Source organism: Kamptonema sp. UHCC 0994 (assembly GCF_029167235.1).
In the GTDB taxonomy this organism is placed as follows: Bacteria; Cyanobacteriota; Cyanobacteriia; order Cyanobacteriales; family Microcoleaceae; genus Kamptonema.
Genome location: NZ_JARFTR010000259.1, coordinates 1 through 23,400, shown reverse-complemented (window position 1 = coordinate 23,400; position 23,400 = coordinate 1). Strand labels below are relative to the sequence as shown.

At 43.1% G+C, this 23,400-nt stretch carries 21 protein-coding genes and 1 pseudogene; 15 read left to right on the top strand and 7 right to left on the bottom strand.

Going from position 1 to position 23,400, the window contains the following annotated elements:
- The first annotated feature begins 97 nt into the window (after positions 1 to 97).
- Positions 98 to 640, top strand: a complete 543-nt coding sequence (locus tag PY364_RS22890) for a PadR family transcriptional regulator (protein WP_275526604.1) — start codon at positions 98 to 100, stop codon at positions 638 to 640.
- Positions 641 to 696: 56 nt separating this feature from the next.
- On the opposite strand, the gene PY364_RS22885 is transcribed toward PY364_RS22890, so the two are convergent.
- A complete protein-coding gene (locus PY364_RS22885) occupies positions 697 to 1,704 on the bottom strand; it encodes a hypothetical protein (RefSeq protein WP_275526602.1) in 1,008 nt (335 codons plus the stop codon).
- A 196-nt stretch (positions 1,705 to 1,900) separates the two neighbouring features.
- Between PY364_RS22885 and PY364_RS22880 the strand changes: the two genes are divergently transcribed.
- The 11 genes from PY364_RS22880 to PY364_RS22830 all read left to right on the top strand — a co-directional run bounded on the left by PY364_RS22880 (position 1,901) and on the right by PY364_RS22830 (position 8,020).
- Positions 1,901 to 2,392 carry a hypothetical protein gene (locus tag PY364_RS22880; protein WP_275526600.1) on the top strand — a complete coding sequence of 164 codons (492 nt, stop codon included), beginning with the start codon at positions 1,901 to 1,903 and terminating at the stop codon, positions 2,390 to 2,392.
- Between the two features lie 33 nt (positions 2,393 to 2,425).
- Entirely contained in the window at positions 2,426 to 2,653 is a 228-nt protein-coding gene (locus PY364_RS22875; protein ID WP_275526598.1) for a hypothetical protein, read from the top strand.
- Between the two features lie 3 nt (positions 2,654 to 2,656).
- Positions 2,657 to 3,343 carry a siphovirus Gp157 family protein gene (locus tag PY364_RS22870; RefSeq protein WP_275526596.1) on the top strand — a complete coding sequence of 229 codons (687 nt, stop codon included), beginning with the start codon at positions 2,657 to 2,659 and terminating at the stop codon, positions 3,341 to 3,343.
- Between the two features lie 105 nt (positions 3,344 to 3,448).
- Complete coding sequence (locus tag PY364_RS22865) at positions 3,449 to 3,721, top strand: hypothetical protein (protein WP_275526594.1); 273 nt, start codon at positions 3,449 to 3,451, stop codon at positions 3,719 to 3,721.
- Between the two features lie 61 nt (positions 3,722 to 3,782).
- Positions 3,783 to 4,475, top strand: coding sequence for a hypothetical protein (locus PY364_RS22860; RefSeq protein WP_275526592.1), 693 nt, complete (start codon positions 3,783 to 3,785; stop codon positions 4,473 to 4,475).
- 28 nt (positions 4,476 to 4,503) lie between these two features.
- Positions 4,504 to 4,701, top strand: a complete 198-nt coding sequence (locus tag PY364_RS22855; RefSeq protein WP_275526590.1) for a hypothetical protein — start codon at positions 4,504 to 4,506, stop codon at positions 4,699 to 4,701.
- A 2-nt stretch (positions 4,702 to 4,703) separates the two neighbouring features.
- Positions 4,704 to 4,952 carry a hypothetical protein gene (locus PY364_RS22850; protein ID WP_275526588.1) on the top strand — a complete coding sequence of 83 codons (249 nt, stop codon included), beginning with the start codon at positions 4,704 to 4,706 and terminating at the stop codon, positions 4,950 to 4,952.
- A gap of 1 nt (position 4,953) precedes the next feature.
- Positions 4,954 to 5,766 carry a hypothetical protein gene (locus PY364_RS22845; RefSeq protein WP_275526586.1) on the top strand — a complete coding sequence of 271 codons (813 nt, stop codon included), beginning with the start codon at positions 4,954 to 4,956 and terminating at the stop codon, positions 5,764 to 5,766.
- On the top strand, positions 5,739 to 6,446 hold the full coding sequence (locus PY364_RS22840) for a hypothetical protein (RefSeq protein WP_275526584.1): 708 nt from the start codon (positions 5,739 to 5,741) through the stop codon (positions 6,444 to 6,446). Before PY364_RS22845 ends, PY364_RS22840 begins: the two co-directional genes overlap by 28 nt.
- A complete protein-coding gene (locus PY364_RS22835; RefSeq protein ID WP_275526582.1) occupies positions 6,439 to 7,170 on the top strand; it encodes a hypothetical protein in 732 nt (243 codons plus the stop codon). The genes PY364_RS22840 and PY364_RS22835 overlap by 8 nt, the downstream gene beginning before the upstream one ends.
- A gap of 22 nt (positions 7,171 to 7,192) precedes the next feature.
- Positions 7,193 to 8,020, top strand: coding sequence for a ThiF family adenylyltransferase (locus PY364_RS22830; RefSeq protein ID WP_275526580.1), 828 nt, complete (start codon positions 7,193 to 7,195; stop codon positions 8,018 to 8,020).
- Positions 8,021 to 8,076: 56 nt separating this feature from the next.
- On the opposite strand, the gene PY364_RS22825 is transcribed toward PY364_RS22830, so the two are convergent.
- Positions 8,077 to 11,307, bottom strand: coding sequence for a hypothetical protein (locus tag PY364_RS22825; RefSeq protein ID WP_275526578.1), 3,231 nt, complete (start codon positions 11,305 to 11,307; stop codon positions 8,077 to 8,079).
- Between the two features lie 312 nt (positions 11,308 to 11,619).
- Entirely contained in the window at positions 11,620 to 11,850 is a 231-nt protein-coding gene (locus tag PY364_RS22820; protein WP_275526576.1) for a hypothetical protein, read from the bottom strand.
- Between the two features lie 145 nt (positions 11,851 to 11,995).
- Between PY364_RS22820 and PY364_RS22815 the strand changes: the two genes are divergently transcribed.
- From PY364_RS22815 to PY364_RS22805, 3 genes are all read left to right on the top strand, one after another.
- Positions 11,996 to 15,850 carry a hypothetical protein gene (locus PY364_RS22815; RefSeq protein WP_275526575.1) on the top strand — a complete coding sequence of 1,285 codons (3,855 nt, stop codon included), beginning with the start codon at positions 11,996 to 11,998 and terminating at the stop codon, positions 15,848 to 15,850.
- Between the two features lie 217 nt (positions 15,851 to 16,067).
- A complete protein-coding gene (locus PY364_RS22810) occupies positions 16,068 to 16,412 on the top strand; it encodes a hypothetical protein (protein ID WP_275526574.1) in 345 nt (114 codons plus the stop codon).
- A complete protein-coding gene (locus PY364_RS22805) occupies positions 16,409 to 16,618 on the top strand; it encodes a hypothetical protein (RefSeq protein WP_275526572.1) in 210 nt (69 codons plus the stop codon). The genes PY364_RS22810 and PY364_RS22805 overlap by 4 nt, the downstream gene beginning before the upstream one ends.
- A gap of 125 nt (positions 16,619 to 16,743) precedes the next feature.
- Here the strand turns inward: PY364_RS22805 and PY364_RS22800 are convergent, their stop codons facing one another.
- The 4 genes and pseudogenes from PY364_RS22800 to PY364_RS22785 all read right to left on the bottom strand — a co-directional run.
- On the bottom strand, positions 16,744 to 17,169 hold the full coding sequence (locus PY364_RS22800) for a hypothetical protein (protein ID WP_275526570.1): 426 nt from the start codon (positions 17,167 to 17,169) through the stop codon (positions 16,744 to 16,746).
- Between the two features lie 19 nt (positions 17,170 to 17,188).
- A complete protein-coding gene (locus PY364_RS22795; protein WP_275526568.1) occupies positions 17,189 to 17,509 on the bottom strand; it encodes a hypothetical protein in 321 nt (106 codons plus the stop codon).
- Positions 17,510 to 17,521: 12 nt separating this feature from the next.
- A complete protein-coding gene (locus PY364_RS22790; RefSeq protein WP_275526566.1) occupies positions 17,522 to 23,086 on the bottom strand; it encodes a S8 family serine peptidase in 5,565 nt (1,854 codons plus the stop codon).
- A 26-nt stretch (positions 23,087 to 23,112) separates the two neighbouring features.
- A pseudogene (locus PY364_RS22785) lies at positions 23,113 to 23,274 on the bottom strand (filamentous hemagglutinin N-terminal domain-containing protein); the annotation flags it as partial.
- Between the last annotated feature and the right edge of the window lie 126 nt (positions 23,275 to 23,400).

The following is a 23,400-nucleotide window of genomic DNA, read 5'->3' as shown; positions in this document are numbered from 1 at the left end:
ATGAGTTGTCTTATATATGATTAATCATATATTAGCATAGGAGTATATAAACCTCACGAGTAGGGCTTGTATCACTCCTTAATTCGGTAAACCGTCTATGTCTCTCGCCCACGTTATTCTCGGTCTGCTTCAGCAACAGGAGCGCACTGGCTACGACCTTAAAACTCAGTGCTTTGACGATTGTATTGCCCACATGTGGCCAGCAGATCAGGCACAGATTTATCGCACGTTGGAAAAACTAGAGGCACAAGGTTGGATTACCTGTACGGTGGAAATTCAGCGCGATCGCCCTAATCGCAAGGTTTACCAGATTACAGAAGCAGGTGAAGCGGCATTAAATCAATGGCTTGGGACTCATCAGCCTCTACCCATTTTGCGAGAACCCTTGGTAGTGCAACTCTACTTTGCTGCTCAGCTACCCAATGAAGGGATTATTCATTTGCTAGAGCAAGAGTTGGCAGCGCGGCATGAGAAACTAGCTGAATGCAAGGCGATCGCTCTTCTTTCCAAGGACGATTCCAAAGCATCTCGCGAGCATAAAATGCAGCGGTTGGTACTGGAGTTGGTAACGCGACGAGAACAGACCTATCTGGATTGGCTCAATGAGGCAATAGAAACAGTCCGAAGCCAGCCCGAATAAGAAGCTCTACAATTATCAATGCTGTTTTTTGGGCGACTCTAACTTACAAACCTTATTCAGTTTGAGGAACATTTTGTCAAGTAAGAGTTGCGAAATTTAGTTTTACCCATATAAACAGCTTCCTTAACTTTCCATTGTTTCTGAGGTAGTAAGTCTTTAACATTTTGTAATTGAACTAAACCTCTATAATCACCTGTGATTTGAAAAATGACTCTAGCAATAACTTTACAACACGAGTCCGGGTATTTGACAACTTGCAACTCAGAAAACCGAATCACCGCCCAATTTCTCTCTAAGAAAAACTGATTGCGCTGACTATCTTTCCCCCTATCCACACAATGATGAGGCTTTCCTGTTCGCCCCTCATAAGGTTCATCAATCTCGATATCTATCGCTAAACCAGTCGGTTGGTGAACTAGAATAAAATCAGCAGTGTAACGCAAAGATGTACCAGGTATAGAAAACTCACCCCCCATACAGAAGTCATAAAACCCAGAAAAATAACGGCATAAGTAAACAAAAAACTGCTTTTCACTGACCCCTTGCTGTACTCCTCCCTTACCCTGACCTGCGGGCTGTTCAACAATCTCTTTCAACAATCTCAAAAACCGCTTAGATCGCTTCTGTAGCATAAAATTATATCTCTCAAATTCCTTGCCTTTTGACTGCAAGCGACGCAATTGATGACTTTCATATTTAACTAACTGTTGTTGATACTCAGCTAGTCGTTGCTTGTAACAATCGCGCACTTGAAAATCCACAAATCGCAGATAAGAAAAAGCCGCTACTGCACTAACTGACGCACACACCAGCGCTGACCAAAAAGCTATAGAACTCATCCCAAACAGCCAGTTAACCAACATTACTACCACAACGCTGGCTATCCAAAGCATAATTACCAGGGTGTAACGGGAATTAGTGAAAACTGGCAGTCGCGGCGGAAAAGGCGGTTTTATTGTAGGACTAGCACTTTCTTCCCAAATAGGTATCGGGTTATCCGCGCAGAACTGACGAATTGAATCAGGGATAAGAATAACTGGATAAAAGCCTCTTATTTGGCTCATAGTTATGCTTTTTGTAGGCGATGTACAAGCTCAAATTATGTATATTTTCACTATTTAACTTACTAAATATGCGCGTCGTATCTCATCAGACCAAGGAATTATACACACCTCTACCTAATTTCCGATGTCATCGACTGATAAATGGGCTAACGCCCAGATATTGGGGTGGAAATAATAATTTGGTACGCCACTACTTATGCCTACAAATCCGCCCAATAATACACAAAAAATTGCCACAGACCGTCTCAAATCCACGCGGGAAAAACTGACTAGAAAAATCAAATTGGCATTGAAGACTGCAACACCAGAAGAAACTCTGGAAGTGTGGATGCTAATGAAACAGCAGGAACTCAAGAGAACGACTCCTGGGTTATCGGAACAACAGATGGAAAGCGTAGTAAAGTCGCTAATCCTAGAACTAGGCTATGACATCATCGCTACCTCCACTACCTTACCTGCTGCATCGCCAGAACCAGAAGTCCAGACAGATGAAAGCGAAGTGGATGACGCGGATGAGGATAACGATGCTAATTTCACTAATGACGATATTGAAGACGATGAAGATGACCTTTCAGAAGAATTACCCGACATATTTGAAGAAAAGATTCCCTCTCGCAAGCAGCGAGTTCCTGCCTTGAAAAAGGTTGAAACTTTAAGGAATTCTAACCGAAATGGCAGGCATTCTTAAACCCCTAAACTTGAGACGAGGTTTTACACAAATATGTCCCTGCCAAAATGTGAAGCTGATATCCTCATTTCCTACACTAATGCTCATTTAGTTGGAGTAGTGGATTTCAAACCTGACTCCCTAGAACTAATACCAGAGATGCAGAGTAAGGAAGTAGGCGATGAAGAAATTGAACCAGATGAACTCACGCCAGGAACCCTAGCCATACTCGCTAGAATTGAAACTTTTGATGAATATTTTCATTGTTGTGGAAGGTGGTAACTAATGTATTTAGCCAAAGATTCGTTAGCCAGATATTCGATACAAGCAGTAGAACTCTGGAATCAATTGGAAACTGCTGAAACTCCCAAAGAAGAAGAGGCTATCCTCAAAGAAATTTGGGAAATTCAGACAGACCAGGAAATTGCTGCTGACACGCAAGCCGAACTAGCAGACCAACTAGATGCTGAAATCTGTGCAGTCAAAGCACGCTTAAAGCACTTAGTAGAACTGCATAACCAGGCAATTGAACGACTGGAACGGTGGCGCAACAGTCTAGATAAAACCCTGCTACAATTTCACTCAATGGGAGTAATTCCTACAGAGATTGTGGGGCGCTCGCGTCACATCCGACTCAAGGAAAATCCGCCGAGTTGCGAAGTGTTAATAAATCCTTGTGATTTGCCAACAGAGTACCGCACAGAAAAGCTAGTTGTTACACCCAACAAACGCAAAATCCTAGCTGACTGGAAACAAGGCATTCCCGTTGATGGCACTCGAATTGAGCGTAAACTCAGAGTTGAATACGGAATCGTGCCATCAAATCTGACCGCTGCCACTGAAGTAATTTCTAATCGTGCATTAAACTCTCAGGAAACTCATTCTACCACACAGAAGACTGGGCGTAAAGAAAAAGCGCTTCCTAAAAACACTGATACTTCTAATAAGAAGGTGAAAGCAAGAGTCGGCTAGCAGAGGGTTTTCAGACAAAAGATTGGGGAGATTTCACTAACCGCAGATAGCTATTATATGCTATCTGCTAACCTTTTTTTGAATTAATCTAGTATAACTATTTCCATGAAAAGACACAATAACCACTCGTTTGACATTTCAACATTTGATAGAATTACTTACCGAGTTTATCGAGGTAAACTTATCATGTTGATTCAGGAAGGAGACAATCACCTTGATATATCTTTTCCCATCAAAGATGGGAGATTATTCGTAACCCTTGGTTCTATGCGAGCCGCTGTCGCTGAAGCAATGACCGATTACTTGGAAATAGAAGCCTACGCCGATGAACCCCTCTTACTACTAAGTGGACATTTGAATAAAAATGATTTTAATTAACACCAGTTAGAGGGCTATCGCCCAGAAACGCCATGATAATCTATTAAATAACACCGCTCAAATGAAATGGTTAACACCAAAAAATGCAGTCGCTACGGCCAGTTTATCGGTAACGAGCGAGGAGCTAATTGAATATACAATTCAATCTGAAGATGAAGAAACCATAGAGGAGAGATTTCAAAAAATTGGGCTACTATTTGACCGAAGTCGCTGGCAAGCTCAAAAACCTTATCTAGCTCTACTCTCGCCAGCTAAAGTTAAAAAACCAGTCGCTACTGAATCATCAACCTCTACAAACGATTCAGAACCAATTGATGATGAAAAATGGGTAGAGGAAGATGAAGAAAATACTCTCTATGAAACCGAAGAATCCAGCAATTTACAATCCGAACAACAAGAAGAACCTTATATCTTCGATAAATGTACCGTCGAACTGCACCTAACATTTAAACCAGATGATGGTCATTCAGAGGGACGGATTGTAATTATTTCAGCAAGCAGTCACGGCGATTTTCCTGTTAGCCAAACGATAAGGGAGTCATCCTTGGGAGAATTACCGCCTCCTCTAAAAGAACTGCTGAAGGAACTTGTAGCAGATTTTCCCAATCGCCAAGTGCGGCGACAGATTGCTAATGCTCGCAATCAAAAGAAAAGAACCACTAGCCCAAATAAACCTAGAAGCGAAACAAGTAGCACCATTACGCCTACAGAGTCTAAAACTACTGGAACGCAACTGACATTATTTGGAATTTGAATAACTTACCTACTTTTGAGAGAACAAAATGACTTCAAAAAAGAAAGTGCTAATTTCCTTTGAGGGACAACAACATCCTGTTGATGAGGACATAGCAGGTGATGATAATGAACTGCGTAAACTGCTAACAACTTATTACCCAGATTGCGCCAACGCCGACATCATTAGAAAACCTGGAGAATTGATTACAGTAGCCAAACGCAACGGCTCTAAAGGAGTAAAATAACCATGAAAATGACTCCTTTAGAATTTCTCATCACTGCACCAGAAGAAGTTAATCCTGCACTATCTATGTGTCGGAAATTACAACGGTTAGAGCTTTCGGGAGAACTCGATAGCGCGACTATGAAAGAAATGGCAAAAACTATTGAGTTAGCTATTTCTAAAGGGACAGACGATGTAAAAGCAGTTGAGCGAACTAAGGAACGATTGTTAAATAGTTGCTCTGTAGCTGGTGCAATTCCAATAGGGTTTTAATATGGGTGCAATTTGGAATGCTAAATCCGCTCTGCAAATATTACAGCAGTGCCAACCAATCATCGACTTTAAATTAGCAACAGATTATTTGTTGGCTCATCTAAATACCTATCAGCTACTCAGTCTTTACGAAGAATTGTTTCCTTTAGAATGGGAAAAAAGCCAAGCCGAACTCTATTCTGAAGATGAAAATCATAGTCCCAAGGAATTGGAGTTTATTTCCCTAGTTAACGAACATCTGTTTCCCATTGACGACATAATTATAGAGGGTGCTTATGAAGAGCGCCTCTATCAAATTCCTGTCTCGCCTAAAGGAATAGATTGGCAAGACCATGAAGAAGGAATTGACGCATTGCGAAGCGGATGGCAGATATTACTGCCGCTTTCCCAGTCAGGTAGATGGTGGTTGGAATCGGTAGCAGGTGATGAAGGGGAATCGTGGTATGAATGCACGTTTGGATACAGCTTGAAAGACATTGCCCATCCCGAAAAAACTAACTTCAAACTTCTTAAAAGATTAGCCCGTCGCGTTGCACCTCCTATCAGCGATTTGCCTACAGCATTAGCACTCCTTGACTTGGAAACAGGAAATATTTGGCTAGACCAAAGTGTTTGCTGTGAAAGTTACTGGAATCGCAATTTTGAATCAAGACCCTGGACAATTGAAGACATTAAATTCCTAGCTAGTGAATGGAAAAAAGCCACTCAGCTATTAGATAAAGCCTGCGAATTGATTGACTGGATTGAATCTGACCCTAACACCAATTTTTCGCACATCTTAGCATTATGGAATCTGACATTGCATCTGAAATAATTCGGGAGATACTAGAGTTTGCTCCCCGAAAGTTGTCCGCTATTCAAGCTGAACTTCTCTTTATTGAGGGCGGTACTTACATTTTTCACTATCAATCCGGGGACGGTTCTAAGTATAAATGTCTATCTCCAGCAACTCTGCGGGCAGCTTTTGCCAATACACCGATTGATTCGGGTTGGATAAACCCTGAATCGGGGATAGTACGTTGGGGAACTGGCAGCGCTGGGGAATGGACAATCAAATTTGTACCACCTCAGAAACACGAAATAAATCTATTGGAATCAAAGCACTTAATTCCTTTACCAGCAATGGTGTTTTTGGGGTTGAAATCTGATTACTGGGTTTGGGCAATTAAAGGCTCGAAGTTTGACCCGGAAGCAGAAGCTTTTCACGTTCCGCTACCCAATGTTTATTTGCATTCCTATCAATCTTGCGGACGCATCTGCTGGGGAGATAATAAACCGCCTGTAGCTGCGCCCAATACGATTACAAAAGCTTGGGAAATATTCATCTCTAGTCCTTTCAACGGACATTTGAGTGATGGCAAATCTAGGGCACAACCCAGTGATATATGCGGACAACTCGAAAAAGCGGTTAAACGTTCATCTTACCCTGTTAAAGATTTAATTGCTACCAAGCAAACAATTGCCAAATTAGTTGCAGCAATAACTGATGATTGAACAACCAAGCCTGAATCCATACAACCTAGAATTGGTTGATTATAAGATTGTCAAACTCGGAGACAATCTGCCGCCTCACTCTAGCAGTATGTTCGAGTACATAATTGGCAGCAATGGTATCTTTGCTAGAGCAGTTAGACCGGGATTAGAAGTGATAATCCCGGTAGAAGTTTTTACCGCGTCAATCAGAGGATTAGAACGAATTGAACCTTTAGTCCGATTAACGCCCGGACGAATCCCTCAGCAGATACTCATCCAAATGTGGAAGGAAAGTTGTATCGCCGCGCTTGCAGAACCACCGTTAGAAATCACTTTTCATATTCATTATGAACAAGGACAATGGCAACTTGTAATTCCAGATCAAACGCAAAGTTCTGGTAAATGCAAAGCGATTGAATACGGTTTAGATTCTTCGTACATTAACGCCACTGTAGAGGTACATTCACATAATCGAATGGCGGCTTTCTTCTCTGGTGCTGATGATGCAGATGAAGGGGGTTTCCGCATTTTCGCAGTTTTAGGGAAAGTAACAGAATCGAGCGCTGAAATTATTTGCAGAGTTGGAGTTTATCGGCAATTCTGGCACGTTCCGGCTGACTGGATATTTGAATTGCCTAGTTTCATTGTAGATGTCACAGTTTGCGGAGAAAAAAACTATTTGATTGATAAATTCTACTCTAGTTCTGTTGCACCATCTTTGTTAGATGACTCTATCGAATTGTAAACAACATTTGGAGATTTACCCCATGTTTAAGTATGATTATTTGTCAGCTTCGCCTTTGATTGTCAGACAGGCTGATTCGATTGACTTTTGGCTAATTGGGACGGGAGGAACTGGTTCTTGGCTGTCTTACCATATTGCACGACTGGCACGGAGTTTAGGCAAGTTGGGGAAGAAGGTGCAGTTTGCGATCGCAGATCCCGATATAGTTGAAGAGGCCAACATCAGCAGGCAAGCTTTCTGCGACAAGGAAATCGGACTGCCCAAGGCGCAGGCTCTAGCGTTGCGATACTCTATAGCTTGGGGAGTGGACGCGACGGCTTTCGTGCAGGAATTTAACCCGAAGTTGATTCGCTACGCCTACGACAAGCTGACTATCCTGGTAGGGTGCGTGGATACGGCTTCCGGGAGAGCGGTAATTAACCAGGTTCTGGAGTTAAACCAATTTTACAGCCGTTCTGAAATTCCCCGCGTGTGGTATCTGGATTGCGGAAATCATGCAGCAGCCGGACAAATTTTGCTGGGCAGTTCTTTGGAAACTGACCCGGAGTTCTATAATTTTGGGGGGCTGGGATGTGCAAAGCTGCCATCTCCGATGCTTCAGGCTCCTGACCTTTTGAAACCGAAACCAGAAGAGTTGACAAATAACCTATCTTGTGCTGAGATGGCAGTGCTGAACTTGCAGAGCGAGAGCGTGAATGTTCGGGTGGCGGCTGAGGCGGCGGATTTTCTGTATCGGATGGCTGGGGGGAATCTTAAACGGTTTGCTACTTATTTTGATTTGGAGAGTGGGACGGCGCGATCGCTCTATATCAGCCAGCAGGCTGTATACACAACCTTGAAGTTCATGTGAATTGAGCCATTAACTTGGGCATTTGAAAGCGCTATCGCCTGTTGATAAAATGAATTTTAGTTGTCCATGTTTGTCAACAAATCTCTAAAGTCTGCTATTCCACGAGCTAATAAACGGTTGATCAAATCCTCTGCTAACGTATGACTGGTCTTATCTCCGCTTTGAAGAGCGGTCAATAGAATAGTACGGCTGTCCTCCTGATAATAGGAAAGAGACCCGTCACCGCTTCGGAGTTCATCAACCATTAAACTCAAACACTCAACTACAGAGAGCGGCATTAAGGGAGCAAGGGCAACCAAATGATTTAGCAAGTGGTTATCGTAATCTATATCTTTAACCAGTCTGATAACGTCTTTTAGTTGAGCAAGCGCCCAGTTGCTATCAAACTTTCCTGAATTGAACCACCAGCTAAAAAATTTCAAATCTGATGCTTGTGCATTATTTTCTTTGGCACTCTTGACTTGGCTAACGCGGCATTCCCACAGTCTTTGCAATCGTTGAAGCAAATCTACTCCAATCTCAAAATTTCCATAACGCAGCCGCTCTCCAATCTCCCTCATGAACTCTCCCGAAAGTTGGGCTGAAGCTTTTGCTAAGAATCTTTCTAACAGTTTATCTGGCTCACTAAGCTCTAAATCTCCATGCCAGTAGAGATTTAGTAGATGTGAAGCTAGAGCTTCATCGGCTCTTGATGAATTTTGCCATTCCTGAATAGCATCACCAATTTGCTCAATAGCGTGACTGTACTCCTTACGGAGCATAGTAAATAATGTGACGCAAGCGTCATTAGAAGTAATGTATCCTTCCCACGCAGCTTTGCGTAGCTCTTGCAAGCCATCGTCTGTTGGAAAAATCTTCTGTTGATTTTTTGTTGTCCAGCCAGAATCAAGAGCAAGTAATAATGTTGAAAAACATCGACCATAAACAGAGCGGATGACAAGCGATGGATCGTGTGCTGGATTAAGATGGCGCTCAATAACTTCCCTTACTTCAGGAACCTTGTCTAAGCTGAATTTTATCTGTTTCTCTTGGTTCTCATTTGCTTGAGTATAACGCTTTACCCATAAAGCATATTCGATAACTGCGTGCATTGCTTTGCCCCTAACAGTATGGACAGAATCGTTAGTAGGGCTGGCATTTGAGCCATGATAGTATGTTTCAAAGCCAGGTGTAAGCTTTGAGTCATTAGTAAGTGGTTCTAATATGTTCCAAACTTGGTTGCGGAATTCTACAGGGATTTCTTTATTGCCTATTGGTGTAAGACCAGACCGAAGTAAATCTATTACAGCTTCACAAATCCGACTCCACTGATTAAAACCACTCCCTGGCTCAGTGCTGCTCTCACGAATGTCTTGCAGTCGTGAGAGCATCCAAAAGCTAAACTCAAAAACTTGAGACCAGAAGAATTTTTGTTGTACTTCTGAACGACTTGACAAACTACTTTGCAATCCTCTGAGTAGCCAGACCATGTATTCCCAATCCAGCTGCTTAAACTGTTCAATATGGGCTAAAAAGCCTTCCGACTTTTGAACAATAACTATCGAAAGAACGCATCCCAGGTCATTGCGCGACGGCTCAAACAGATTTCCAGAAGGCTGCCATTCCCTCAAAAAAGCAAATAGCTCTTCCATACTCATGGAAGCTAGTTCTGTAGTAGATTTTGGACTGTTAGGTCCTTGCCACACCTGTATACCCTTTGTAGGTTCTAAAGGCTGAGGACAACCTATTTCTTTTACTAACTGTTCGTACTGCTGCTGCCACTCTGTAGGAAGATTATCACTTAAAATTGCTAACCAGTTTAGCTGCCAATGTTTTTTATACGCAGTTCTTTGATCTTCACTGATTGGTCTGTCAATAGGCCCTCCTGCAATCAAGTCAAGAATTACCTGTTGTGCTTCTGGAATAAGATGTAAAAATTGGTCCCTCAGCAAAAGTTTATACTCGTAAAGTTCGCCTTGATTTTGAAAGCGATCACGGTTCGTAAGTCGTTCTGCAATTAAATTTTGCGCCTCATTTGGAAAGCGGTAGAGAAGGTATAATGCAAGCCGTTGGAAAATTGTCCATTCATAACTCTCCAATATGGGTACTAGGGTGCATACCGCAGCGGGGTTCTTCCCAAGATGTTGCTCTGCCGCGTCTCGTACCGCACTTATCAAACGCTCCCTGATTTCATGTGGATTATCCTCAATAGCAGCTCGCCAATTATGGGAATAATCTTGAGATGGTGACAAGCGAACTGCATCATCGAGCAGACAACAAAGCATCTCGAATGTACATTCTTCGGCTACTTCTAGTAACTTGGGTACATGATTTTCAAGAATCTGGCTATACTCATAGTCATTGAGGCGTGCGTTTGGTTCCGGCAGTAATATGCTACTTTCAGAAGATGGTAAAATAGCCAGTAGTTCTCGGATTAAGGCAAGCGCTACATTAACTTGGTTTTTTTCAGTAAGATATGTAACCAGCTTACCTAATTTTTTATCTAAGTAAAAATAAAGATAGTCTTGCTTTTTGAGCCATTCTATTTCTTGCTCTACCCAACGAGCTGCTAGAGCAGGTGGCATTGCAAGAGCTGCTTCAGCCAAATCATTGTGTACGAAAACATTTTTTGTTCTTGTTTCTAAAATCTCTAGAGCAATTTCTAGAACTATCGCTGGTTCTTGAGAAGCCATCCGTGCTAAGTAGCGGGACTGAGGCCATTGCCTAAAAAGAATCCTTCCTGTATCTGTATCAACTTCTGGATCAGGTGGACTTTTGAAAAAACCTTTGTCCCGAAGTTTGTCGATCCATCCTGGGAAAGACAACCGTTCAAAAAAGTAGCTCATAGCTACAAAGCTATTAGGAACATTAAGGCGAAGGTTTTTTAAATCATCTTTTGTAGGTTCAGGCTTGGATAAAAGCTCATTTAGAAGAATATAGACTCTCGAATAGCGAGTTTCAAATTTGTCAAGGATAATATACAATACTGTCTGAATTTCGCTCCAAAATTGTTTGAATCTTTCATCAAGTGGACGTGGCGGGGCAAGATCGTTACGATGTGCACGACCATGCAAACCATATTCATTTTGTCTACCTGCTAACTTCAGCCAAGTTTTAGCTACTGTCTCTGTTTCAGGAATGCCCAGTGCTTGCAAAATAGCACTAATTTCATCTTTATGAGAAGGAGCCTGATTAGATTGTGAAAATTTATCCCCGCAGCTTGGACACTTAGACAAATTGGGGTTGCTTACCACAGGTTTTGCTAATGGCTCTAACACATCGCGCAACGCACTCTCAATTTCTCGCAATGAGTGAGCTACATAATGTGTTGTGGACTCTAACGGCGACTCCATTTCCATGAGGCGACAGGCATCGCGGTAGAAGGCAGCAGAACCAGGCCCTACAAGGGAGTTTAGCCAGTGGTATATTTGCTCTTGCTGTTGATTGTTAAGGTGATAGGGGCTCATTCTTTACTGTATGTTACTTGTATTATATTTTGTATTATAAAGGGTTTTCCATTCAGGATAGGTCAAAACTAAAAGATATTAAACGTTTAAAAGGCGGCTACCGCCGCCCCATCGAACCAAACACCCAACCCCTCTGCTCTGCGTCCCTTACACCTAAACCCTATCGATATATGTAGGGTCAGCCTGAATTCGCTCATCAAAGTCCATATTTTCCCATTCTCCAATAACCCTCCCCGGTCTGTCCATCAAATCAGCAGGAGCGCTACTGGGACGGACGAATGGGTATTTATCCTCATCTTCAGGAGCGATCGCCAACTCCACCAACTCAGTATCCTCATCTTCAAACAAAACCGGACTAACACCCACATCAACCATTAGTTCCATTTCAATCCCCTCAAAAACACTTCCAACGGTCAACACTTGACCAAGTTTCAACCTGTTAAGGCTTAGATAGACTTTTCTTACCAGCCTTACCAACTGTTTCAACAATTCCTATTCTAACACCTCAATTCTAGGGAGAAATCAACTCATGGTCGCCACAATTGCTACCGAAGAAGGACTCAAAATACCCGTTTTCGATGCCGCTTACAACGATGCCAAAGGACGCAATGTAGGCAAATTCTTCAACAACCCAGAAATCCTGCGCCACTCAATTCTGCAAGCCATGTTTCAACCAGAAGAACTGAACTCATTAATGATAATCAAACTTGACAAATCCAATCCCGACCCTCACCAATTACGCGCCAGCATCCACGACCCAGAAGATGGCATCAAGCGACGCATGATCTTTCAATCTGGCAACAGCTATTACTTTGGTAACGAAACCCTAGCCAAAAAGATCGGAGACTTATTCGTAACAGAAAAAGATACCGCCTGTCGCTACGGTTCCCTTCTCGTCAGCACTTGTATGTCCGGCGTAACAGAATGCGACCATCTACGAGTAAAAATTGTTGATTTCACCGACCCACAATATGCTAAATATCGCACCGGAGACTGTCACGGTGCAATCAGTTCCGAATTACTCAAAAGCATCGGCGGTGAGAAAAATCGAGCCAGCCAATTTCGTTTCGCTTGGCTTCGCAGTTGGAATTCAGAAAATACAGAATCCACACCCCAAGTCAGCTTTCTAGCTAAAGGAACCCTCCGTCCCGATGACAATTTACTAGACTCATTAACCGACTCAGAAGGTAACAAACCACAACTCATTTTAGACTGTTCAAGCATCAAAGGCATCAATAAAAAACAACTCAAAGAACTCATTCCTTGTGGCGATTACGAACTACCCAAAGCCATCCTTGGCAATCGTAAAAACAGTCAAATCGGCATCACCCAAACAAGCTGGCAATCCACCGGAGTTTGGTTCGACGAAGCAGCCCAAAAACAAGACCTAGTACCAGCAGCTAAAGCCGAAGCTCAAAAATTGGCAGCGCTGCAACGCGACCCGATGAAATTGCGCCAAGCCATGATAGAAGATTACGATAAACGCGAAGCATATTTAGCGCGTTTAAACGAAAGAAAACTCAAAGAACACCAGGACAAATTATCAACTACAGTTGATGACGAAATCAACGGTGATAGTGAACAAAGTACCGAGGATAAAAAGCGGGAAAGACAGGACATCCAAATGCTCAAAGCCGATAAATTCGGACTGATGATAGGCAGTCCCGAATTTACCAATATGGCAGAAAGGTGGTTAGCATCCAAATGGCGAAATCTGGCAACCAGAGGTGCTTTATCAATGACCTCTGCAATGGCTTTACCCTGCGAAGATTTAGCCAGAGGTACGGTTTGCGCTCACCATTTAAAAGAAGGACAATGCGTTCAAGGTCGATTCCCCATTCTCAACAAAGATGGTCTGAGAATATACCAGAATATACACGCCCCAAACCTGGAAAATATGCCCGATGAAATCCGCACTGTGATGGCAAAAATTAAAGGTGTAATTTGGTTCAATCCCAAAGACTTAGAAAAGTTCCATCAAGGTGATTTTGACGGTGACGAACCCTTTGGCATTGAATCTCAAAAAATCCCTCATATTGCCCAACAAATCTTACCAGCACAAGACGGATTATTTGACTTCGGAGAAGTGGTACAAGCGGAGAAAGTTCCCTATACTAAAGCTAAGTATCGAGAAAACGATTCTGAAGTCAAAGAAGGTAAAGTTAAAGCAGGTCAACGCAAGTTTACCACCCTAGAACAAATCGGAGTTGCCAGTTCTCAAAATGAAGTCGGAATCGTCGCTTTAGCCATTGGTAAAGTAGCAGCAGCACTCCCCAACCCCGGCGAAGATGAAAAGCTATTTCTCAAGCAGCAGAAGCGATTTATTGCCGCTCTTAGCATCATGGAACAGTACGAAGTTGACTACCAGAAAAACTCGCTGCGGGGTAAAGATGCCAAAGAAGTGAAAGAGAACACAGGTCTAAATCCTGACACTTTACTGGAAAAAGTAGATGAATGGTGCGAAAAACACAAAAGCTGCACTTACTTTTTCCAGTACAAAGGAGACGACCAACTCTACAAACAATTTCCTATGCCCGCCGACTTCCCCAATCCTGTTTACGTCCTAGCCAAAGAAGCCGTTAACCCTTATTGGGAACAAACGCGACTCATCCACCGTAACCGAGATGAATTTCAGCACATTCTACCCCCGATTCCGGCTCATTTAATCGTGTCAAAAGACAATCGCAAGGAACTAGATGCAGCAGGCATTGAGTACGAAAAAGAAGGCAAAGAATTGCACGTTTCCTATGAGTACAAAAATGCCCTACTAGAGCGAGAAATCGGCTACCGCCCCAGCAAAGAAAATGATTTACATTGGGAAGAAAACGAATTACAATGGGCAAAAGACCTCGTGCAGCGCTTTCAAGAGGACAAGAGTATTATCTACGATCGCACTGGCAGCGACATCAAAGCTCGAAAAGAGGAAATGGGCAAACTTTATGACAGCTATCGAGCCGAAATTGACGAAATTTGGGATACTCCAGACAGAAAAACTAGAGCGGCTCATGCCTTATTCCAAGCTACCCACACTTCCGATAATCTGAGCAAACACCGGACAATTTGCCAGAAGGTGGCAGAGGATTTGGAAATTACCTTTTCCCTCCAAGAAGACTACGAATTGCTCCACGAAGCCTTATCGCGAGATGTCTACGTGCTGCAAGTTCCTTTCCAGAAAGTGAAAACAAAAGACGGCAGAACCATTGACCTACCTAACCAATGGAAAGACGCACTGGATAGCAAAGGCATTGCCTACGAAGCTACTGCTCATCCCGAATTGCCGTTAGTTGAATTCGCCTTCAAAAACTTACCTCAGAACATGGTAGCGAAACTCGATGCCAAATACGGAGATAATTCCAACGATCGCATCGACACCGACTCTTTGAAAGTAACAAACTACTCCGGTAATGAAACCAGACTCCTCATCGTGCCTCCCGTCGATTGTAAATGGATTGAGTCTCAAGATAAAGCAGGGAGAGGCGCACTTGTCTACAAATTATTCATGGATGAAATCTCCGATGCTTTGTCAAATTATCGGGTAAATCAAATAGAAGTAGTCAATGTCAAACATCCCGATAACGACTACTCAGAAGAAGATTTCTCCAAGTCAAAATGGAAGGATCGGAAAGTAACTTTGCAAGTGGGAACGATCGATTTACCTCCCACTCACGAGAAATATTACCGATTTCAAGGCACTCCCATTATCCAGTTGGACGGGAAAAATTTGGGTACATTTTCCCCCGAAAGTCCTAAGTTTCCCCCTGGAACTACTTTTGAGGCAATGCTTTCCCCCGACAAAGGCGGTAGGTCGGTTATGCTGAAAGTTAACCGGGAATCGATTCGGTTGCCTGAAATTCAATTGCCATCGTTCGATTCACCTGAAGTATCTCAGAGTTCTGAGTTGGCGAAAACTGGGCGTAGTGCGATCGCACAAAATGATAACACTCCACAAGAACGGGTTTCAAAACCAGAAACAGCATTTAACGGAAAACACGATATCACCAACGCTAAAGCTGACAACTGGCGGCTTTCTCTGCAAGACACCCTCTTTAGCGTCGTTTCGGAAACCTACAAGCAACAGCGGTGCCCACAGACGGCGGCTATGCGATCGCACTTTCCTTCCGATAGTACCCAGCACTTCAAGTTTGGCGACAACCAATGGACGGCTTACGTGCAGCCGAATGGGGATTGCTTTGTCAGAAACGAGTCCAAGCGCACCGTGTTTAAAGCCAACGTTAACACCGGGGAGGTTCAAATTCCCCTGACAGAGCAAGCTGCGGCTCGTTTCCAAGAGATGATTGTAGAACGGGAAAAAGCTTTGTCTCAGCCCCGAACTACTCTCACGCCTGCGCCTGAATCGAAACCGAGGGAGTTGGAAATGGTTTAGTCGAGTGGGGGTGGTTGGGTTTTAAGGGGCGATCGCATAGAAGTTCAGTGGGAAATTTTCCATTGGTTTCTATGCGATCGCCCCCATCCCCAAAAAAGCGATCGCGCCTTCCCATCCCCAAAAGTAGTCAAATTTACTTTTCTAAACGGTAAATAAAATAATCATTAAGTTACAATTAGACTTACAATAATTAAGGAGTGATGAGGAATCTGCAAGTATGGCAAAATTTCCGAACGAACTTGCGGAAATTATCTGGAATTTAAAACGCCAGTTGCTAGAGATTGTTGATGCAGCAACAGCAGCAGAATTGACTCTGTTTGAACTGTTTGGAGAAACGAGTGATACGATGCCATTTCTGGATGAATTGAAAAGTGTGGCTGAACGTGCTGTACCCTGGTTTTCTCGGTTATCTAATTTTCAGTTACGCATAGCTGAGTCTCAACCCACGATTCCGGCTGATATGCTAAACTTAGTAAACCAATCTATTGAACGCATCCAGATGGAAATTCCGGCAATGGAACGGAGTATTCAAGAAGTGAAAACGGAGTGGAATTTGCCATGATTAGCCAACCGCGTATTCCTGATCCTGAAACAGCCAAGAGATTATTGGCTAATTTGCGCCGCAGTCGTTTAGCGATGGAAGCAGCGACTTTGGAATTAGAAGATATTACGATGCAGTTAGAAAATGATAGTAGGCAAAGGCGTTTGGTGCGATTGAGGCAGGCAATTAAGGATGCTGAGGCTGCGAGTTTTTCAGTCAATGTCTGAAATTATTTCTTAAATATCCGCCAAAAACTATAATTTTAATATTGACGAAAACAAAAAGAGTGATCGCCCTTCCCCTTTCACTCTTTAAGTAGGGATGATATTTAAGGCCTTAGTTTCTTGACTGATTACGAAATCAGTGCTAAGGATTGTTTGGCTAATTGTTCGATGACTATCGACTGACAAAGCGCTTCAATTTTGTTGTTTCCACCGATATCAAAAAATAGATGTAGCCATTCATCAGGGGAAAGGGAGAGGTTTTCTAACCAAGGGGAAGGAGTAACTTTACCCCACCCGATAATTGTGCCAAGATTAGCCGGGATTTGCTCTAATTCGTTAGGATTTGAGTTGAGTTGTATATCGAGCCGAATACAGGATTGTAGGATCAGTTTTAGGGGTTGATCGGTGGTGGCTATTTCAGAAGTTGTGTTAGTGAGATTGAGTTCCCAGTAGTAGTTGAGATTGAGGATGTAAGTATAGGGAAATTGCCATCCCATTGAGAGTAATTCTGCTTCGGTAAAGTCGTATTGTTGCCAGATTTCTTCAAAGTTCATAGTGGGTTTTGGGGTGAGATTAGGGAAGTAGAATAAAGTGGGTTTCTGCACGATTTCCGGGTTGTCCTAATGGGTTTAAAGGTTGTTCTCCGGGTGCGCCACCTCCGGGGCCATTGTAAACGCGGGTATAGGATGAACCATCAGGTTTAGTCATTATTCTGACGCTAGATTGATTGTTTGGGCTAGTCCAGATTTTACCCCCACCACTTTTCGATCCGCCTCTAGCTGGGGTGAATATCCAAGCTGAGGCGGTGAGTTCGGTTTCTAAGGTGGTTTTGTCGATTCCAATGACGAGTAAATTGAGGACATCGGCAGCAGTTAGGATGTTACCTGACGGCATGGGTTAGGGAGGCTAGATTTTTGGTCTTGATTTGTCAATAATCAATTTTTCACTATTTACCGTGATTTTTATGCGCTCTACCTTGGTACTATTTTTGAATACCAATTCGGGAATACTTTCAATCTCTTTTAAGGAGAGATCAGAACCATTTGGAAAATCTATATGTACTGTTGGAGCTTGTTTCCCTTTGCCTATGGCTGTCCTCCGTATAGTATTCAATATTGTTTTTGGTGCTGGTTGGTAAAATTCTACATTTCCCATTCCTTGAATTAGAGTGTCAGGCGTTGGGATATTTTTAACCTGAGCTTGTGGGGCTTCTTTCAAAAACTTGACATTAAGTCCAAGTTTTTCTATGTAGTATTTTTTTGCTAAGTTTACCTCTTTGGGTTTAGGTGCAGCCCCCTGCTCATAAGTTAACTGACCCTTGCTAATCAATCTAGGGACTGTTATCTTATATTTCCCGGTCTTAATGTTTTTTGCTATAGAAGAACCCGCTTTACTTCCTAATCCTCCAGTCCATGCTCCTACACCGATGTTAGCTACCAAAGTGATTAGTTTACCAAAAGCATCAGTATATTCTCTAGAAAATCTTTCACCAACCGCCTCTAACTCTTCATTTGTAGTAGATGATTTAGCTCCTTCATGCAAATTTTCTAAGGTTGTTTTGGTACTTTCATAAATTGCCATTAGCTCATCCCGACTCATGTAAGCCCCAATTACTACACCCATAATTGTTGCAAAAATAGCAGCAGCACTGGCAACTCCTGCGGGAATAGTGAGACCAGCACCAGCAAAGGAAATTAAAGTGCCAATAGCCCCAGCAATTACACCAGCCACAAAGGAAATTAAAGCTGTTATTACCAATCCCACAAAAAATTCAGCAAACTTTTCCCAGAGTTCTTGATTTGTCCAGAATTCTGGATCTGTTAAATTCTCAACCCATTCCTCGCCAGCATAGAACAGTGCTTGGACAATATTGGCAACATAAGGAGTCCATTCATTAAGCTGGTCAGCAGCAGCGTCAATCGCATAGTCAATTACTTCTTCAACTACATCAGTTGCTTTTTTAAGTTCCTCTTTTGCTGACTGAAGCAACTTATTCGCTATCCTTAAAGCTTCTTGTACAGGAGCAAATACGTCATCAACCAAACCTTCAATAGGCCCAGGAACAAGACTCTCTAGCTGAGATTTCAATTTTGCAACTTCCCTCTCAGCCTCATCAACTTTATTTTGCAGAGGATTGGTAATATCGTTAAATTGGCTTCTGATTCCATCAGTAATTGCTTGATTCAGTCCCTTTAAGCTTTCCTTGGCAAGCTCAACAACCTCGTTGGCAATTAGCTGACCAATTGGCAAGCTTTCTTCATAGTCCGAATCATCAAGAATTAAATCTCCATCTACATTATCAATCGGATCTTCTACTGGAATATCAGGCTGAACGGGTAATATTTCAACTGGGTTATAGTTGTTTCCATCGGTTTTTATACTGCGCTTTAATTCCCAAAATGCTTTTAAAGGATTGATAGTCCACTCGTAAACAGAGGCTGGATCTTTCTGGTTGTAATCCGAAGGTTTTTGTTGAGTCTCATTTACCTGAAAATGTAAGTGATTTGAATACTTAAATTTACTAACAGGCCCGATCTGACCAATAACCTGGCCAGATTCTACTCTCCCCGATGTTACATTAACAGTACCTAAGTGACCATAGCGATAGAATCTCCCATCATCACCCGCTACTTCTAAGAACTGATCAATTTCTTTAGTTCCTTCATGGTATGTTTGAATTCTGCTAATAGTCCCACCAACAAGTGTTTTGACATCAACTGCATAATCAGGGGTATCAATATCTATACCTGTATGATTCAAAGAATCATTACCCATGTAGTAGCTGTCATCCTGAACATAGCCAGCAGAAGATGGATAAACGGCCCCAAGAAGCTGTTTAGATAAATCATTATAGACCTGCAAAATATACTTGTGATCAGCGTAGTTTCTTCTATCAGTTTCTCCACTCCAAACTGGGCCAGTAATTCGAGTATTATCCCCAGCAGCCCAATTCCACTTACTATCATTCCATGTTTTTAACTCGTTAAGATAATTCCTATCTCCAGTTAAGGTTGGTAAGATCACCTTCTCAGCATTAATTCCCAAACTGTAAGTCGTTCCCTGCTTACCAAATGACTCATCTGGAGAGAGTTTTAAATAATATGTCCCTTTATTCAATTCAACTTTCAGGCGCTTGTCAAGATTCGGTGTTTCATACACAAGTTGACTAAAATCTATCGACTTACCAGGATTCGCAGCATTAAATAACTGAATATGGGTAGGCGCACTTAATCCCCCCAGCCCAAACGTCATCACATTACGCTCATCAAGTGTAAACTTATAAAAATCAGCGCCATCAACATTGCCATTCAGATACCCTACAAATTCCTGCAACTTGTAGTCTTCATCATTATCTGCCTTATTAGGCTGTCCATCCTTAATAACCCCCAAATCCCGCGCACTTGCCCAATCATTCCCACCTTGATCCGGATTAATCACCAAATTGTAATTAGTCATCATCTCCCGATTAGAAGAGACAGTCAGATAATAAGACTTACCCGGTTGCAAATAAGCCGCCGCGTAATTTACATCTTTATCTGGATTAACATTCAGTAAATCAACATCCTTCCCAGACTCATCCTGAAGCCTCATATTACCCGCTAACATATTCGCTTCCCCATCACCCGCCTGCGGTTTCAGCGCCAGATGAACTAACCCATAATCACCCACTTGGAACTTATAAACATCACTACCATCCCCCCTATCAGCCCCCACAAAATCCGAGAACTGGTAATCGCTTGATTGAGCAATATCCGTCAGCATTCCCAAGTTACGAGCCCGACTCCAATCTTCACCCGCTTGGTCAAGATTCATCACCAAATCGTACTTAGTCCAAGGAACCGATGAATCTGGCATATACACCCGCACCAGATAGTCACCCGGTGGTACATTAGCATAAGCCTTATACTCTGCTTGCGTACCCGATTGATTAGAACCAACGACCGGAGAAATTAAGGTACTATTGACAATGCCACTGCCATCATTCCGCAGCAATTCCACATTGGCATCCCCACTCAAATTCCTCAGCGCTAAGTGCAATTCCTCAGCAGGTGCGTCAACTTTCAAGCGGTAGAAAGCTTCCCGATATTTGCCAGCAATAACGCGGTCATTATACTCATGGCGACCCGTGTAAGTCCCTAACTCCTCTGCCATTTGCATAGTGAGAGTGTAGTTCGTATTAGTATTATTAGCCGCAGTCACCCGTAAATAATACTGACCGGGTTGGAGTTCTTTCCCTCCAACTTTGCCTGAAAATTGATCGGGAGGGATCACATTGCCATTACTATCTAATATCTCAACATTGGCATCACCGCCTGGATCGAATTGCGACAAACTATACTGCAACAGACTCGGATTCTCCACAGAAAAGCTATAATAATCCCCTAAACCATCGCCTTTATTTCCCACGAAATCGCGGAACTGTTGGCGACCTTTAATTGCTCCTAATGGTCTGGCACTTCCTAAACTTTCTTGTGCTGAATCAAGATTGAGCGTTAGCCCATAATTGAGATTATTTTTAGCAGGTTTTACCCGCACATAATAAGTAGCACCAGTTAAGTGAGATAATCCTGGTTGACCGTTAGCTTGCCAAACTTGAGACAAAGGCACGGGATTCAATTGGTCATCTAAAATCTCAATACTTGCATCCGTTAACGGAATATCAACCCCATTTGACCTGAGTGCAAATAGTAAATCCTGGGGATAGTAATCACCAATTTTTTCCACTGTAAACTTATAGTAATCCTGGCGATTGGCGAAACCAACATACTGACCGTATTCGTGGCGACCGTATTGCATCCCCAAATCGTGCAGTCGTACCTCAATAGGTGTCACATTAGTAGAAGAGTTTGAATTGCCAGAACCAGTTTGATAAGCAACTGCATGGACACCATTCCAAACCACATAACCGCCATTAAAATACTGAATCGCGGCTACCCGACTACTTAATAAAGTATTCCAATCAATTTGCACATCATTGAAAGAACTCCCCAACCAAGATTTATTTTGCTCATAAGCCAATGCGATCGCTTTTCTAGCATTTTCTTCTGCCTCCGATCGGCGGCGTTGTTCGGCTTCTGCTGCTGCTTTTGCTGCTGCTTCGGCGGCCGCCTTTGCTGAGGCTTCTGCGGCGGCCTTTGCTGCTGCTTCTGCTTGCTGTTGTTTCAATAACTCAGCTTTCGCTTGTTCTTCCGCAATCTTCTGCCAATCCACAGGCGGCGGTTGAATAACAATTGGTACAGATGGCTGTGAAGGAGGAGGCGTAAATACAGGAGGTTGAGATATCACAGGTCTAGGTAGCCAAATGCTATCATCTAGTACAGAGATATTGTTATTTTCGTTAAAATTCAGTGACAGTTTATAGGGATCAATTTCATAGCGATAACCCTTATCAACTTGCAATTGATAGTTACCAGGGTATAAAGTAACACTCCTGTAACTGCTATTGAAATCTGGTTGATTTACAGGGTAACGATTGCCATAATCATCATACAAAGATACTTGAGCTTCTAGGAAATCATTATTAAAGGCATCCTTCAAGGATAACTGTAGCAATTTTGTACTCGTCACCGTGAAATCAAAACGATCCATTCGATTAGAATTATTCAGCCAACCGTAATAGTATCGCCGTCCCCAAGGATTCTGGACTTGATGTACCTGTACCGCCCTTTCTTGAGGCGTTACCTGTCCTCCTCTAATCCCAGTCGTGAGAGTCAAGAAATCTTCAGGATTATAAACTTCCGGCTTCGTCACCTTCGCCAACTCCACCGCCGCCCCCATATCCAACAACCCCGCCCCCGTCTCCTCATCCCACCCAGGAGCACTCAAATCCATCGCCGTAGACTTCAAAATCTCCACCACCTGACGATAATTCAACCCCGGATTCGCCGCCCAAACCAAGGAAGCCGCCCCCGTCACCTTCGCCGTCGCCACCGAAGTCCCCGCCATCGTCCCCACACCATCCCCAACTGTTGACCATTCTGGCTTCTCAGGAGTCCCCCCCGCCGCCAAAATATCCAAACCCCGGCCATAACTCGAATAAGCCGCCCGATTTTTCCCGTCAGCCGCACCCACTGTAATAATATTGTCAAATTCCTGAGAAGCTTGACCCAAAACCGACATCACGCCACTATCATTCCCCGCCGCAGCCACAATCAAAACATGATTCTGCCGCGCATATTCCAAAGCTGATCGCTCCTCTGGGGTAAACTCGTAGCGTGTCGTTACACTCCCATCAGGATTTTGTTGCGTTAAATCCAAACTCAAATTCACTAAACCATTCGGCTGTCCCGACTTCTTCACCGCATCCACAAATTCCCTCAGCGAATCCGCCCACTTACCCGAACCGATCGCCCTTCCTAACCATAACGGTGCTATATCATTAATCCCATCAATCCCAATCCCATTATTTCGTGTTGCGCCAATAATCCCCTCAACAAACGCCCCGTGTTGATTCCCCTCACCCGCCGACAACAGGGGATTATCATCGTTGGAGACGCGATCGCGCTAAATTCTGTCCCGTCGGCCAGCTTGAGTACACTCGCTGTACTCGCCAAAAAGGAGCCACCAATATTTAAGCTGGCGTTGGGGCCAAAAATAATGCCGTTCGGGTTGAGGAGAAATAGGTTAGCAGTGCCGTTGGCTTTGAGGATGCCATCAATACAGCGTATTCCAGGTTTATGAAGTACAGTAGCAGCAGCTTGTAAACCAGTTTTTGAATTGCTTAATATTGACCAAATCAAGCGCAGTAGCAAGTATTACGTCAACCATCTTGGTAGTAGTTGGCG